Below are 15542 nucleotides of genomic sequence, written 5' to 3' on the forward strand. Positions count from 1 at the left end.
ACATGTCTATCCGATTGAAACTGCTGCGTAAGAAACTGGGGATGACTCTGGAAATGCTGGCCGAAAAGACCGGCATGACCAAAAGCTACCTGTCCAAGGTCGAGCGTGGCCTCAACACACCCTCGATCGCAGCCGCGCTGAAGCTGGCGCGGGCGCTGAACGTCAATGTTGAAGAGCTGTTCGCCGAAGAACAGACAGGGGCGAGCCGCTACAGCCTGGTGCGTCATGGCGAACGCCAGGCTTTGGTCGGCGATGGGCAAGGGCCGGGGTATGCGGCCCTCACCAGCCAGGTGGGGCAGCGCAGCCTGTTGCCGTTTCTGATCCAGCCGCCTTCCGAATTCAGTGACCCCACGTTCAAGGAGCACCAGGGCGAGGAGTTCCTGTTCGTGCATGCCGGCCAGGTCGAGGTGGATTTCATGAACGAGCGGGTGCTGCTGGAACAGGGCGATGCCCTGCATTTCAACGCCCAGACACCCCACCGGCTGCGCTCGGTGGGTGCGCAGCCGGCGCAGCTGCTGGTCGTGGTTCACCACGCGGACGAATGAACAGCAGGGGGCGTGCGGCATGGCCCCATGCCTTCTCGACCGTAATGCACAGCCTCCATTACGACAACGTTCCGTTGCACATTCTGCATGTCGATATTTTGACGAGCTCGCCCATCTCCCATTGAATTTTATTATGGTGTCGGATCATTGACGTAGTGTCATTGTGCCCATAAGCTCAACTCAACAGCGAAACAACTCCCGCCACACCACGCCAATAACTAATTGATTTTCCTGTTTTTTGGAGGGGCGTATGCGCACGACTCTGATTATCAAATCGATGTTTTTGCTGGTGTTGCTGAGTGGTGCCGCTCGCGCAGCAGATTCGTATGTAAATCAAAACAGTATCATTCCTGTTTCAACTGCAGGCTGGTTGTTGGCTTTTGCTGTTGTCGGCTTTGTGCTGGTGGCTAACAGAAGAAAGATCTGAACCTGATCGGCGCGTTTATAAAGTACAACGCGTTGCCCCAAGCCTTGGGCCTGGCTTGTGAATTCCCCAACCGTTGCTATATTCCCATTAGCCCATGAGGCCCACGGTTGCAGCACGTTGCAGCCTGCGTATACAGCGTCAAGGTAAAGGCCTCCAGGAAGGTAGGGGCCATCGCGGCGGATGTCGGTCGCGAAGCGGAGCGAGAGTTGGTGTGCTGTTCTCATTCAGTGCTCTTTGTCGGGCCATTTGGCCGGAGGGACCCTCATGAAGCGTTCATTGATTGCCGCATTCTGCATGCTGACGGTGTGGTCTGGCGTGGGCAACGCCGACCAGGGCAGTGCGACTTACCTGCTCAGCCCCGGCGATGTCGTCATGGTTTCGGTGTGGCAGGAAGAGAGTCTGCGTCAAGAAGCCACCGTACTTCCCGATGGCAGTATTACCTTCCCCCTGGCCGGGCGCATCACTGTTGCCGGGCTGGATGTAACGGCAGTTGAAAAGCAGGTGGCTGCCAAACTCGAAAAATTCCTCCCCGACCCGAACGTCAGCGTTGTCGTCAAGAGCATCGCTGGCAACCTGGTCTATGTCCAGGGCAAAGTCATCAAGCCGGGTGCAGTGCAAATGGCAGGCCCTACGGCGGTGCTTCAGGCCCTGAGCATGTCGGGCGGCCTGGACAAGTTTGCGGACGAAAGCGAAATCAAGGTGGTCCGTGGCACTGGCGCTTCCCAAAAGATCCTGCCCGTGCGATATAAGGACCTGGTGTCTGGGCGGGACATGTCCACCAACATCCAACTTCAGGCTGGCGACACGCTGGTCGTTCCTTGATCTTGCCTTTAATAAGAACATTTAATGCCTCTTCTTAAAACAACACGCATTGCAACGGCAATTCTGGTGTTGCCGTTCACGGACGCGGTCCTGGCGGCAAATTGGCAGTCCACGGTGGTGGTACCGACATCCGTCGAATACGACAGCAACCCTTTGTTGCTGACGTCGGGGGAAAAGGGCATAACGCGCACGATCATTGCGCCGGACTACACCCTGATCGGTACCTTCGACCGTGACGAACTGAGGTTGGGGTTGGGCATGCATGTGTTGCGCTCATCCGACACGGACATAGTCGATGACCGGGAAGACCCTGACCTGAGCCTGGGCTGGCAGCGCACGACCGAGCGTGGGCGTTTTGGCCTGGTGGCACGCTATAACGAAAGCTCGACTTTGTCGGGAACCGTGCTGGACACTGGTGTGATCACCACCGACGGTACGCAAAAGCTGTATACGCTGACCGGCAACTGGAGCCAGGCGGTTACCGAACGCAGCACCCTGAGTAACGAAACCACATACAGCCGCGCCCGTTATGACATCAGTACGCTGACGGGTTACGACGAATTGGCGAACGTCTTTACCTGGACCTACGCCTGGAACGAGCGGGCCGACCTGTACACCCGTTTCGGCGCGCGGCGGTATGAGCCCGAGCAAGACCTTACCGCGACAGCCTCCAACAGCTACACCCCGGCGGTGGGGATCAAGTACCAGCTTTCGGAACGCCTGAGCGCCGACGCGCACGTAGGCGTCAACGAAGTATCCGGTGACGAAGGCGGCCGGCGCGGGGAGGGCGGCGTATCGCTGCTGTACACCGGTGTGCGCGCAGATGCCAGTTTTACTGCCGAACGCAGCACGGTGGCCAGCGCTGAAGGTGGCTTCGCCGAGCTGGACCAGGTTCGCGGTGTATGGAGTTACGCGGTCAGCGAACTGAACCGGGTGGGCGCGGATGCGGCCTGGCAAGACAGCAAGGGGCAGAGCCCCAACACGTTACAGACTTACAGCGTATGGGCCAGCCGCCAGTTTTCGCCGTACTGGGACCTGCGCCTGTCGCTGATGTACAAGGAACGGCAGCAGGACCATGTAGCGGATGCAACCGCGACGATCGTTGGTTTGACGTTGACGTACAGGTACCCCGACATCTGAACTTCAGGCAGGTGGCCCCATGAAGTCTGACTACGAACTCTCCCTCAGGGATTACATCGCCATTATCAAGGACAGGGCCCTGGTGTTAGGGGTGAGTGCCGCAGTCATTCTTGCCGCGACCGTGGCTGTCGCGTTGATGGTGCCGCCGATCTACCAGTCGACCGGCACTATCCTGGTGGAGTCGCAGCAGATTTCGCCCGAGCTGGTGTCTACCAACAACACCAGCTTTGCCGATGAGCGCATCGAGGTGATCCGCCAGCGGGTGATGACCCGTGAGAACCTGCTGCGCATCATCGGCAAGTACGACCTGTTCGCCGACAAGCGCCTCAGCGAAAGCGACAAGATCGACCAGATGCGCAGTGCCATCGTGGTCGAAACCCTCACCACGTTTGTGCGCGGGCGGGGTGAAGCCACCGTGGCGTTCAATGTGTCCTTCGAACACAAGCAGGCGCAAGTGGCCAAGGAAGTGGCTGACGAACTGGTGACGCTGTTCCTCAACGAGAACCTCAAGCAGCGCACCGAACGGGCCAACGAAACCACCGAATTCCTCACCCAGGAGGCCAACAAGCTAGGCGCCGAGCTGGCCAGCCTGGAAAACCAGCTGGCCGACTTCAAGCAAGCCCATGCCAACGCCTTGCCCGAGCACCAGACCCTGCGCATGAACATGCTGTCGCGCTCGGAGCTGGAATTCCGTGAAGTCGACCGTGACTACAAGGCTGCCCAGGAAGAGCTGCGCTACCTTGAGCTGGAATTGTCTGCCGCCAATGCGGGCCTGGCCACCAAGGCAACCGAAGGCAGCAAATCAGCGAGCGCCGACCAGCCCGAGGACCTGCCGAGCCTGAAGGCTGAATACGCCCGCTTGCTGACCCGCTACAAGGACGCCCACCCGGATGTCGTGGCGATCAAACGCAAGATTCAGGCGCTCGAAGCCACGGGTGGTCGCACGGCAGCGGCTTCCACTGTGAGCCTCGACGTTGCCCGCGTGCGCGCCAAGATGAGTGCAGCCCAGGAACGTATCAGTTCGCTGGCCGAGCAGAAGCGCGAACTGACCAAAAAGATGGAAGGCTACGAGGCCGAGATCCTCGAAGCACCGCAGGTCGAACGTGGCCTGGTGACCTTGATGCGCGACCACGACAATGCGCGCAAGAAGTACGAAGAAATCCGCGCCAAGGAAATGGGCGCGAAGATTACCGAAAGCCTGGAACAGGAAAACAAGGCCGAGCGCTTCGTGCTGCTGGAGCCACCGTTGATGCCAGAGAAGCCGATCAAGCCCAACCGCAAGAAAATCGCGGCCCTGGGCCTGGTGCTGGCGCCAGCAGGCGGTGGTGCGCTGGTGATGCTGCTGGAAATGCTCAACCAGCGTGTGCGCGGCGTCGGCGCCCTGGAAAACCTGCTGGGCAAACGCGTGTTGGTGGCGGTGCCGTACATCGATACCAAAGCGGATGTGGCCAGGCGTAAACGCTGGCGGAACGGGTTGATCCTGGCGGCGCTGGTACTGGCGGCTATCATGGTAGTGCTGGTGCACGTGTTCTACATGCCACTGGATGTGCTGTTGTTCAAAGTCATGTCTCGGTTTGCATAGGGAAAGCAGTGATGGACAGGATCAAGCCGGCTATTGGCAATAACGTTCACCCGGTGACGCCGGGAACTCCCCAGGCCTTGTCACCTGCCCCGGGGACGGCACTGGCGGAAGTGCCTGGCCAGTTCGATTACGTGAACACCAAGGTAGTGCCGCTTCGCGCGGAGCACCTTGAGCGTCACCGCATCGTGGCCTACAACAAGAACTCCAGCATGAACGGGCCGATCGACCTGCTGCGCACGCAGGTACTCAGGCTTATGGACGAAAACGGCTGGCGCACCCTGGCCATCACCTCACCCACACCTGAGGCGGGCAAGACGGTGCTGGCGATCAACCTGGCCATGAGCATCGCCCACCACACCACCAAGACGGCGCTGCTGGTGGACTTCGACTTGCGTCGGCCCAAGGTTGGCAGCAGCCTGGGCCTGCCCATGGAACAGGCGCTGAACGAGTTTTTGACGGACAAGGCCGAACTGCAGGAGTGCCTGGTCAACCCGACCCTGCCGCGCTTTGTCGTGTTGCCTACGCGGGTACCTGTGCCGTTGTCGACCGAGATGCTGTCGTCGCCCAAGGTGAACAACCTGATCAGCGATTTGCGCAACCGCTACGAGTCGCGCATCTGTATTTTCGACTTGCCACCGTTGCTTAGCTCTGATGATGCGATCACCGTGATACCCAAGTTCGACTGTGTATTGCTGGTGGTGGCCAACGGGATGAACAACAAGAAGGAAATCGAGGATTGCCTGCATCACCTGGGGCAAGTGAACCTGATCGGGACTGTGTTGAACAAGGCTGACGAGCAACCGCGGACCTATTACTGAGGCGGGCAATCAAAGCATTGGGGCCGCTCTGCGGCCCATCGCCGGCAAGCCAGCTCCCACATGTACTGCGCAGGCGTTCAGTATTGTGCGGCCCCTGTGGGAGCTGGCTTGCCGGCGATGGGCTGCACAGCAGCCCTAAAGATCTCAGCCTTGGTGCGTAGTCCAGGGATACTGCAACTCCCACTGCCACGCATGCCGCACAATCTGCTCCAGCGATACAAACTCCGGCCGCCAACCCAATACGTTCATTGCCTTGCTGGCATCCGCCACCAGCCGGGGAGGGTCGCCGGCGCGACGCGGGGCGTCGATTACGTGGATTTCACGCCCAGTCACCGCACGGGCAGTATCGATCACTTCCTGCACTGAAAAACCATGGCCATTGCCGAGGTTGAACGCCGTACGCTCGCCACCCGCCAATAGATAGTCCACCGCCAGTGCATGCGCCGTCGCCAGGTCGGCCACATGGATGTAGTCGCGTATACAGGTGCCATCCGGCGTGTCGTAATCCCGGCCAAACACCGTCACCGCCTCACGTCGGCCCGAGGCAGCCTGCAGGATCAGCGGGATCAGGTGGGTTTCCGGTTCGTGGCGCTCTCCCAGCTGGCCTTCCGGGTCAGCGCCTGCCGCATTGAAATAGCGCAGGCAAACCGATTTCAAGCCATAGGCCCGGTCGAAGTCCTCAAGAATCTGCTCGACCATCCACTTGCTCAGCCCATACGGGTTGATCGGTCCCTTGGTATGCGCTTCATCGATTGGCATATAGAGCGGGTTACCGTAAACGGCCGCGCTGGAAGAAAACACCAGATGCTTGATGCCGGCATTCACCATGGCCTGCAGCAGGCTAAGGGTGGCCGCGACATTATTCTGGTAGTACTTGCCAGGCGCGCTGACCGACTCACCTACCTGGATGAACGAAGCAAAGTGAAAGACGGCATCAAAACGGCACACGCCAAACAACACATCCAGTGCGGCCTCGTCGGCGATATCCAGCTTGGCCCATTGGACGCCAGGTGCAGGTGCAACCAGGTCAGCCACCACCACCTCGTGGCCTGCAGCGATCAAGTGCTTGACCATGTGCGAGCCAATGTAGCCGGCGCCACCGACAACCAGGAACTTCATCCGCACCTCCTGTGACCTGCTGATTTACAGACGCAGTGAACCGTCCCTGAAAAGTACAGGTGAATTGGCCAGCTACAGGTGACTTGAGCGTAGATGGCCAGATGCCCTATTTCAAGAACAGCCAGTTGGACATGTAGTTGCCGTCGAACGTAATGACGTAATGCCCGTCCTTGTACGTTGCCGGTAGCGGCTTGAGCTGCGCCTGCGCATCGCGCGCGAAGAGCTTCAGCCCGGCGGGCGCCTTGATGGTCAGGCTGCCCTCGAAGGGTTCGACATTGAATGGCGTCTTGTCATCGGCCTTGGGCATGGCGCGGGTACCCAGTGACAGCAACAGCTCCCGTGACTGGCCCAGCGGTTTGCCGTCCAGGCTCTGTACCGCAACGCTGGCGTAAGGCGTTTTCGTTTGCACCTGAATGGCCCCCAGGCTGATCGAACGGCCTCCCAGCCAGCCGGTGGCGGCCTGGCTCAGCGGTGTATCGATGGTGTAGATGCCTTGTTGCCAGTTGCGCTTGAGCTCGCCGGTGTCGGTTACCGATTCGGTAGCATCGGTGGCCAGCAGCGATTGCCCCGGGTCTTGCAGCACTTGCGCACCTGCGGGAATGGCGGCCGGTTTCAACCACGGCAACTCCGGTGTTTGCGGCAGGGCAATCTGCAGTTGGCCCTTCTCCATGGCTGTGCGCAACAAAGGCGAATTTCGTGGGGTGATCTCTTGGTTGTAAAGGGTGGCGGGCGTCGGTGCGAATACGTAATGGGTGGTGGCAGGCTTCACATCGGCACGGCGATAGAGCAGGGCGGCAGCGGGCAGCGTGGCGATCATCGCGGGGTCGTTGTAGGCGTGCCAGTTGTCCGCCGTGCGCCAGCCCGGGTTGAAGGCCTGCTGGCTGTAGGCATATTGCATCAGCGCGTCCCAGCCCTGGTGGCTGGCAGTGCCGGCCACGTACAGCGGCAGCGAGTGGCGGTCGGGCAGCGGGAAAGGCTCGGCGTTCCATTCGGTGACGGTCAGTGGTTTGCCCACGACCTGGGCGGCGGCGATCCAGTCGATCATGCCGTCGCTGGTCAACGGGTTCTTCTCCAGTTGGCCGATGGCGCCGTAGCTGTGGGCATCGACGACGTCGCCTGCGGTCAGGGCCGGCAATGCGCTCAGGCCATTGCCGCCCCAGGTGCTGGTGGTGGCGATCGGCACCTTTACCCCCACGCTGCGCAGGTGAGCGATCATGTCGGCGTTGAAGCGCTGTTCCAGGTCGTTGAGGAGCAGCTTCGACGGGCCGTGCTCCCACGCGCGCCAGGTTTGGTCGACGGGCAGGTTGTACTGCCTGGCGAAGGCTTTGGCCGCTGCCATGTAGCGCTCGCTGTGGCGCGGTACATCCTTGTTCGGCATCAGGGCGTTGCCGTAGTGTTGGGTAAGGTCATTCTCGTTGGTGATCAGCACGGCGGCGATGGCCGGGTCGTCCTTGTAGGCAAGGCCCGTGTACGCGTTCACATGGGTCAGGTACTGCTCGGCAAAGTGTTTCATCGCCGCCTGAATACTGTTGTTCACATAGGCATAGCCCTTCAGGTCGACGCGGTCATCCTTCTTGGGCAGCTCATCGAAATCGTCAATGTTGTCGTTGGCGGTAAGTGCGCGCTGTACGTGCATGTCCAGCCAAATATAGATGCCTTCGTCCTTGAGCGCCTTGATCCACAGGTCGAGCTTGCGCAGTGACTCGGCGCTGAGCTGCTGGGTGTCGCGCACCAGGGTACCGTCGCCAAACACGTTCGGGCTGACCCAGGGCGAGTCGTGGTGGTGCAGGCGCACCAGGTTGAACCCCAGGGCGGACAGGCGCTTGGCCTGTTGGCGAATTTCGTCGTCGGGGCTTTTGAACAGCGAATAGGCAGACAGGTTGGTGCCCCAGAAACGCACGGGGGTGTTGTCTTCGAACATCAGTTGTTCACCGACCGCCTTGACGAACCCACGTTTGCCGGCGGGCTTTTCCGCCGCGTTGAGGAACGACAGGTCCACCGGCGAGGTGCGCCAGTCCAGCTGGTCATCCGGCCAACTGGCAGGGTCGGCCAGGCCGAAGCGCTCAGTGGGCGTGGGCCCCAGCTCGATGTCGCCGGTCACGTTGAGTACAGCCTTGAGTTGTTGCTTGCCGGCGCTGATCGGGTCTTTGTACAGGAACGCACGCAATTCGGACGGGTTGCCACGCTCGAAATACACCTTGGCCAGTGGCGGGTCGAAGCGCATTTCGATGCGCCGGCCTTGCTCAGCCTTGCCCCAGGACCAGCCGCGGTTGTCGGCCAGCAGTTGGGGCGCACCCATATCGCCGGCGATTTGCGCCGGGTCGAACTGGAACACCATGCCGCCACCCATCACCCCGGTCTGGCGGCTATGGGCGTCCAGGTCGAAGGCCCAGCTCAGGGTTTGTGCCTGCTCCTTGCGGATATCCGCCGCCAGGTCGAAGTCCAGCTCTTTGTTCTTGCCCCGCAGTGTGTACTGATAGGGGCCATTGACCTTGAAGTCGGTATAGAAGCCGGTCCAGCTCCAGTTGGCGGCCCAGAAGTCGAACTTGGCCTGCATCACCGGGCCACCGCCGTGTGTCACGGTGGGCAGCCCATTCTGCTCATCGACACTGACCTGCCAACCGGAGCCCCAGCCGGCCAATGGCAGCAAGGTCAGGCCGGCAATGGCCGACAGACGTACGAAAGGACGCAGGGAAGGCACGTTCATGAACATTACCTGGGTTGTAGGCCGGGTTCGGCCAGTTCCATGGCCTGGCTGTCGTGCAGCCGGCGAACCATCTGGATGTAGGCCACACCCAGCCCGGCGATGGACCAGTACACCACCGGGATGAAGGTGATGCTGCTGACGGTGAAGATGATCACCAGAATGCCGATCAGTGTCGCCAGCAACACCCGGCCGAGCTGTCGTCGTTCATCATCCTTGTCAGCGAAGCTGAGCATGGCCCTGCGGATCCCGCGCAGCACCACGGCAAAGAACGCCACGAACAGCCCAAGCCCCACCAGCCCGACCCGCAGCGCCAGGTTGATGTAGGTGTTGACGATGTCGATGATGCCTTCGCCCTGGATCATCGACTGCATTTCCGGGGTGTTGCGGAAGTCGAACGAGCCGAACAGCGGGTTGCGCTGGATGACGATCCAGGAGTTGTCCATCAGCCGCTCGCGGTAGGTGATGTTCTCTTTTTCCAGGTTGCCAATGAAGGGCAGCAGGTCCAGCACCTTTTCGCCGCCGGGCACGATGGTGAGCAAGGGCAGGGCCAGCATGCCGGCTGCGCCCAGTAGCGCCAGGCGCTTGACGGCACCCTTGCCCAGGGCAATGAACACCACCACGATGACCACGACGCCGATCCACGGGCCGCGTGACAACGGTGCGAACAGCCCGGCGGCCAGTAGCAGGGCGCCCATGGCTTTGTGCAGCGGGCGTTGCACATAGCCCTGGACGAACAGGAACAGGCCGATGGCCACGCTCATCACATAGCCCAGGGCAATCGCCTGGCCGGTGGTGACGCTGGCCCGCAGCGCGCCGCCGCGGCTGAGGTAACCCGACATGCTCCAAGGCACGCCCATGGCATCGACCAGGGCGCTGTACAGCAGCCAGTGGCGTACATATTCGGCCACGGCGATCAGTGCCATGACGAAGGACGTGAGCACGAAGGCCAGCATGGCGTCCTTGAAGTCGCTTATCTGGCGCAGGCCGCGGCTGGCCACGTAATACGGCAGGAAGACGTCGACATACAAGTACAGCGCCTGGCGCAGGGTGTCGGTGGGGGTGGTTTCGCGCAAGTACAGCACGCTCATCAGCACCAGGCCAGCCGCCAGCAGCTTGTCGGCCCAGGTGCGGCCAAAGCGCAGGGTGCCTGCCTGGCGGCTTAGCTGCAGCGCGGCGGGCAGCAGCACGCACAGGGTGAGCAGGCGGATGTGGTTCAGGTCGACCAGGTAATTGACCACGCCGAATCCGGGCACCTGCACCGACGCAGGCGGGATGAGGAACAACAGCATGTAGAACAGTGCCATGGGGTTGTGTTCGCGGCGCCCGGCAATCAGCAGGATGACCGCGCCCGCGCCCAGATACAGCCAGAAGCTGTGCGAGACGAAGGCCAGCACCGTCAGCAGGAACCACAAGTTGCGCCGGCGCTTGAAGTCCGCGAGCGGAATCAGGTCGGTGGCAGGGCGCCGCGCAAGCAGGAAGACCACGCTCGCCAAAAACAGGATGACGATCAACGCACGAAAATGTTCAGGCATCGGCTATGTACACCTTTCCCTCGGTGGGCAACGGCTAGCATCGTGGCTAATTGAAACTATAGTGACTTTTAGCCAATCAGTCAGAGATTGAAGTCATGCCGTCGATTGATGTGTCAGCCACCGCAAGCCTGCGTCAGCGGGCCATGAGGGCCGGGTCCTGGAACCTGGTGTCGCAGGTGGCGTCACAGGTCATGCGCCTTGGCGGCAACCTGATCATGGCCCGCTTGCTGCTGCCGGAAATGTTCGGGGTGATGGTCATTGCCACCACCGTTTCGGTACTGCTGCACCTGCTGTCCGATGTCGGCCTGCGCCAGAACATCATCCAGAGCCAACGGGGTGACGACCCGGACTTTCTCAATACCGCATGGACCGTGCAGATCATCCGCGGCTTCGTACTGTTTGGCCTGACCCTGTTGCTGGCTTTGTGTGCCTGGGTGGCGCAGTTCGAAGAACTGTGGCCGGCAGACTCCACCTATGCCGCGCCCGTGTTGCCGATGGTGCTGGCGGTTACCGGGCTGTCGGCGGTCATCTGGGGGTTCCAGTCCACCAAGATAGACGTGGCGGTACGCACTTTCCAACAGAAGCGTGTGGTACTGGTAGACCTGGCGTCCCAAGCGGCCGGCCTGGTGGTGATGCTGGTGCTGGGCTTGCTGACCCATTCCATCTGGGCCTTGGTCATTGCCGGCCTGGTGTCTGCCGTGGCCTGGACTGTGCTGGGGCATACGGCGTTGGAGGGGCCGAACAACCACTTGCGCTGGGACCGTACGGCGCTTACCGAACTGATCGTGTTTGGCCGCTGGATCCTGCTGTCGTCGATGGTGGGCGTGCTGGCCATGTACGGCGACCGCATCCTGTTTGGTGCCAGCATGTCGGCGGCGCAGCTGGGGGTGTATTCGATTGCCGTGCTGATCCTGGGCGCGGTGCAGACCGCACTGATGAAGATTGTCGGCGCCGTGGCGCTTCCTGCTTTCAGCGAAGCGGCCCGGGCCGACGACAAGGAGCGGCTGAAAGCGCTGTATCACCGCTTCCGCCTGCTGGTCGACCTGCTGGTGCTGTTCATCTGCGGTGGCTTCCTGACCGCCAGCCCCCTGCTGATCGGCTGGATGTACGACGAGCGATACAGTGAGGCAGGCTCGATGCTGGCGATTCTTTCGCTGTCGTTCATCGTATTGCGCTATACCTTGGCTCATCAGGTGTGGATCGCCTTGGGCCTGACCAAGTATCAGGCCATGGACAACATCATCCGCCTGGTCTCGCTGTGGGGGCTGCTACCGCTGCTGTTGGCGATTGGCGGTGTGGAATGGGCCATCTGGGGTGTTGCCCTGCATACCGTGCCCACGCTGGTGCTGGTTGTGTACGTGAATTGCAAGCTAGGTATCTTCAGCCTCAAACGTGAGCTGGTGGTGCTGCCGATGCTACTGGTCGGGGCGCTGTGCGGGGCGCTGTTGACGGCCTTTTTCAACTGGCTGTGATGCAGCGTGCTGGGTTTGAATTCAATGGGTACAGGTCACGGGATCATGGGGAAGCTTACTTTTTGTAGTGCGCAGCTGGGGCGTAGGGGCTTTCTCCAGAGTTGTGTCTTGCTGGGCGTCGGTGGCGCCGTATTCGGCGCTTCTGCAGCCGTTGCTGGCAAACCTGTCGAAAAGCCGGGGTTCGTGGTGATCAACGGCTGGGTATTGCCGTCCCGTTACTTCCGGAACGAGCCAGCATGATCAAGGACTATCAGCAGCAGAAGGCGCTGCGCGATCATTACGATTTTTGCATCATCGGCGCCGGCCCGGCAGGTATTACCCTGGGCCTGCGCCTGGCCGCCGCGGGCTGGAGCGTGTTGCTCGCCGAGGGCGGCGGGCGTGAGTATGCGCCGCACTCGCAAGGCTTGTATGCCTGCGCGTCCACGGGCCTTGAACTGTACGCCGAGGAAACCCGCCTGCGTTACCTGGGCGGCACTTCCAACCATTGGGCTGGCCGCTGTCGTCCTTTCACGCCCTCCGACTTTTCTATCCCCCCGCCAGGCGACCTGCCTGGCTGGCCCATTGCCTATTCGGAGATCGAGGGCTACCTGCCTGCGGCCATGGATATCGTCGACCTGCCGGCCGGGTCGGATTTCCGTGCGATGAATACCGGCCTCAACGGTGGCGATTTCGAACCCGATCGTTTCCTGCTGAGCACACCCACGCGCTTTGCGCAGAAATACGCCACGGCCCTCGAACAGACCAAAGGCCTGGACGTGTTCATCAATTGCAACTGCGTGGACCTGGAGTTCGACAAGGTGTCCGGGCACCTGGCCGCCGTGATCCTGTCCGACTACGAACGCAATCGGCAGCGCCTGGTGGCAAGCAACTTCATTCTGGCCACCGGTGCCATCGAGAATGCCCGGCAGTTGCTCAACAGTGAAACCTTGGTGGGCGCGGGCGTGGTGAACAAGGACGGGCTGGTTGGCGGGTGCTTCATGGAGCACTTGAACATCGACCTGGGGACCTTCATCCTCAAGTCCGGGCAGGACCCGGAGCCACGCCAGTACTACACCACCGATGCCTTCGTCGATGAGTACAAGGCCGGCAAAGGCAACGTCACCGCCGCCTTGCTGGCTGATGTGCAAACCTATGGGCGCACTGCCGAGGTCAAGCATTTTCTCGAAAACCTTGCGTGTGACTGGGGCTTCGCTAGCAAGGTGTCCTTCGTCGCCAAGTTCAGCTGCCCGGGTGACGGTGTCATCAGCACCATGATCGAGCAGTTCCCCAACCTGCACAGCCGCATTTCGCTGCTGAACGAGAAGGATGCGCTGGGCGTGGCCAAGGTCAATGTCAACTGGGCGCTGACCGCCGATGACCGGCATACCATCAAGTGCATCGGCACCGAACTGGCCAAGCAGTTCGCCGACATGGACCTGGGCTTCGTCAAGCTCAACGACTTTGTCTACGACACGTCGATCCCGCTGAAAATGGCCCCGCATGCCCATCACATGGGCACCACGCGCATGGCCGCCTCGCCGCAGTTCGGCGTGGTCGATACCCACTGCAAGGTGTTCGGTACCGAAAACCTGTACATCGCCGGCAGCAGTATTTTCGCCAAGGGCGGCGCCTCCAACCCGACCATGCCGCTGCTGCAGTTTGCCGTGCGGCTGGCCGACCACCTCAATGCCAAGATGACGGCGGCCAGAGGCGCCGTGGCGTGACACTAGTTGTACATGGGTTGAGAGCGCTGCGGTCAGCAACCAGAAGAACGAGACCGGAACGCCTCAGGGACATTCCAGACGGATTTGATTGCGAGGCCAGGCAGTATGAAGGGATGGATACGCAAGGCAGTGGCGCATTATGCCCATGCAACCGGGCGGGGCGGCACGTTCTACAGGCGGTTCTGCAGGCCTTCAGGGCTTGAATGGGGCGCCTACCTCACCCGCTGGGGCAACTTTCACTCGGTCGGCACCAACTTCTTTGTCAATACAGGCTGCAAGTTCCTCGACCCGTCGCTGGTACGCATTGGCAACAGTGTGGGCCTTTCCGACTGCACGCTGATCGGTCATGACGGAGTGGTATTGCTGATCGAGCATCGCTTCGGCAAGCACCTGGATTCAGTCGGGTTCATCGATATCAAGGACAACTGCTTCATCGGCCACGGTGCGATCATCATGCCCCGTGTGACCATCGGGCCGGAATCGATCGTGGCTGCCGGCGCGGTAGTGACCAAGGATGTACCGCCAGGCACTGTCTACGGTGGCAACCCGGCTGAATTCATCTGTACCACCGAACAGCTGATCAAACGGGTCGAAGCGCGTTGCGAAGCCTACCCGTGGATCGACCTGGTCAAGCAGCGCAATGGCGCCTACGACCCGGAAGTGGAGCCGCTATTGATGGCGCAAAGGCGTCAGTATTTCTTCGGGGACAGCAAAAATGGCTAGCAAACCTGTGGATGTCATGGTGGTCAACTTCAATACCGCCGGGCTGCTGCAGCCGATGTTTGACGCCCTGCGCCGCGCCGACGGCGAGCGGCTGGCCAGCTACCTGGTGGTGGACAATGCATCACGCGATGACTCGGTGCAGCGCATGGCCCAGGTGTGTCCTGAAGCACTGCTGCTGAGCAACAAACAGAATGTGGGGTTCGGCCGGGCCAACAACCAGCTGCTGGCCCACCTGAAGGGCAAGTACGCGTTGCTGCTCAATACCGATGCCTTTGTCGCCGCCGACTCCTTGCAGAAAACCCTCGACTACATGGAGGCCCACCCGGAGTGCGGCGTGCTGGGGGTGCGCCTTGAGGGCCGAGACGGTGACCTGCAGCCCAGTTGCCGCTACTTCCCAACGCCGCTCAATGTTTTTGTCGGGCGTACCGGGTTGGGGCGGTTTTTCCCGGGGCTGAAAATGGTCGACGAAATGAACTGGGACCACGCATCGGTTCGCGAATGTGACTGGTTGCCCGGCTGCTTCTACCTGGTACGCCGCGAAGTGCTGGACAAGGTGGGCCTGTTCGACCCTCGCTACTTCCTTTATTACGAAGAGGTGGACCACTGCAAGCGGGTGAAGGAGGCGGGCTGGAAAGTGGTGTTCTATCCGCATACAACCGTGGTGCACATCGGCGGTGAAAGCTCCAAATCGGTGGCCGAACTGGAGGCGGCAAGCCGGCAGATCTCGGCGTACCAGATCGAAAGCGAGTTGCTGTACTTCCGCAAGCACCACGGGGTGGCGGGGCTGGCCCTGCATATGCTGCTGGTCACCCTGGGTGACCTGGTGCTGGCACTCAAGGCGCTGTTGAAACGACGCGGCCGGGGCGCGATACAGGCCTGCTGGCGTCATTGCCAGGCAACCTGGTCATTGTTGTTCAAGACCCGGTACGCCAGCCAGGCGACAAGGTAGGTG

13 protein-coding genes are annotated in these 15542 nt (G+C 61.0%); 10 read left to right on the top strand and 3 right to left on the bottom strand.

Annotated elements, in window-relative coordinates; all coding sequences use genetic code 11:
* The first annotated feature begins 2 nt into the window (after nt 1-2).
* From N436_RS10780 to N436_RS10800, 6 genes are all read left to right on the top strand, one after another.
* Nucleotides 3-545 (top strand): helix-turn-helix domain-containing protein, encoded by a 543-nt coding sequence (locus tag N436_RS10780; RefSeq protein WP_105948094.1) that lies wholly within the window; start codon nt 3-5, stop codon nt 543-545.
* A gap of 250 nt (nt 546-795) precedes the next feature.
* Nucleotides 796-972 (top strand): EPS-associated small membrane protein EppA, encoded by a 177-nt coding sequence (gene eppA / locus N436_RS28565; protein ID WP_016487266.1) that lies wholly within the window; start codon nt 796-798, stop codon nt 970-972.
* Nucleotides 973-1236: 264 nt separating this feature from the next.
* Complete coding sequence (locus N436_RS10785; protein WP_105948095.1) at nt 1237-1794, top strand: polysaccharide biosynthesis/export family protein; 558 nt, start codon at nt 1237-1239, stop codon at nt 1792-1794.
* A 24-nt stretch (nt 1795-1818) separates the two neighbouring features.
* Nucleotides 1819-2934: a hypothetical protein gene (locus N436_RS10790; RefSeq protein ID WP_105948096.1), complete on the top strand. Its 1116-nt coding sequence runs from the start codon at nt 1819-1821 to the stop codon at nt 2932-2934.
* 19 nt (nt 2935-2953) lie between these two features.
* Nucleotides 2954-4516 carry a Wzz/FepE/Etk N-terminal domain-containing protein gene (locus tag N436_RS10795; RefSeq protein WP_105948097.1) on the top strand — a complete coding sequence of 521 codons (1563 nt, stop codon included), beginning with the start codon at nt 2954-2956 and terminating at the stop codon, nt 4514-4516.
* Between the two features lie 11 nt (nt 4517-4527).
* Nucleotides 4528-5334 (top strand): CpsD/CapB family tyrosine-protein kinase, encoded by an 807-nt coding sequence (locus N436_RS10800; protein WP_016715296.1) that lies wholly within the window; start codon nt 4528-4530, stop codon nt 5332-5334.
* A 144-nt stretch (nt 5335-5478) separates the two neighbouring features.
* On the opposite strand, the gene galE is transcribed toward N436_RS10800, so the two are convergent.
* The 3 genes from galE to N436_RS10815 form a co-directional block, all read right to left on the bottom strand.
* Nucleotides 5479-6453: a UDP-glucose 4-epimerase GalE gene (galE, locus tag N436_RS10805; RefSeq protein ID WP_110741002.1), complete on the bottom strand. Its 975-nt coding sequence runs from the start codon at nt 6451-6453 to the stop codon at nt 5479-5481.
* A gap of 106 nt (nt 6454-6559) precedes the next feature.
* Nucleotides 6560-9160 (bottom strand): cellulase family glycosylhydrolase, encoded by a 2601-nt coding sequence (locus N436_RS10810; protein ID WP_110741064.1) that lies wholly within the window; start codon nt 9158-9160, stop codon nt 6560-6562.
* 5 nt (nt 9161-9165) lie between these two features.
* On the bottom strand, nt 9166-10692 hold the full coding sequence (locus N436_RS10815) for an O-antigen ligase (RefSeq protein WP_105948099.1): 1527 nt from the start codon (nt 10690-10692) through the stop codon (nt 9166-9168).
* 95 nt (nt 10693-10787) lie between these two features.
* Between N436_RS10815 and N436_RS10820 the strand changes: the two genes are divergently transcribed.
* From N436_RS10820 to N436_RS10840, 4 genes are all read left to right on the top strand, one after another.
* Nucleotides 10788-12164, top strand: a complete 1377-nt coding sequence (locus tag N436_RS10820) for an oligosaccharide flippase family protein (RefSeq protein ID WP_105948100.1) — start codon at nt 10788-10790, stop codon at nt 12162-12164.
* Nucleotides 12165-12400: 236 nt separating this feature from the next.
* Nucleotides 12401-13867, top strand: coding sequence for an FAD-dependent oxidoreductase (locus N436_RS10830; RefSeq protein WP_110741003.1), 1467 nt, complete (start codon nt 12401-12403; stop codon nt 13865-13867).
* Nucleotides 13868-13972: 105 nt separating this feature from the next.
* Complete coding sequence (locus tag N436_RS10835; protein ID WP_016715289.1) at nt 13973-14590, top strand: acyltransferase; 618 nt, start codon at nt 13973-13975, stop codon at nt 14588-14590.
* Complete coding sequence (locus N436_RS10840) at nt 14583-15539, top strand: glycosyltransferase family 2 protein (RefSeq protein ID WP_110741004.1); 957 nt, start codon at nt 14583-14585, stop codon at nt 15537-15539. Before N436_RS10835 ends, N436_RS10840 begins: the two co-directional genes overlap by 8 nt.
* Nucleotides 15540-15542 lie beyond the last annotated feature (3 nt).

The organism is Pseudomonas sp. RV120224-01b, assembly GCF_003208145.1.
GTDB classification, from domain to species: Bacteria; Pseudomonadota; Gammaproteobacteria; order Pseudomonadales; family Pseudomonadaceae; genus Aquipseudomonas; species Aquipseudomonas monteilii.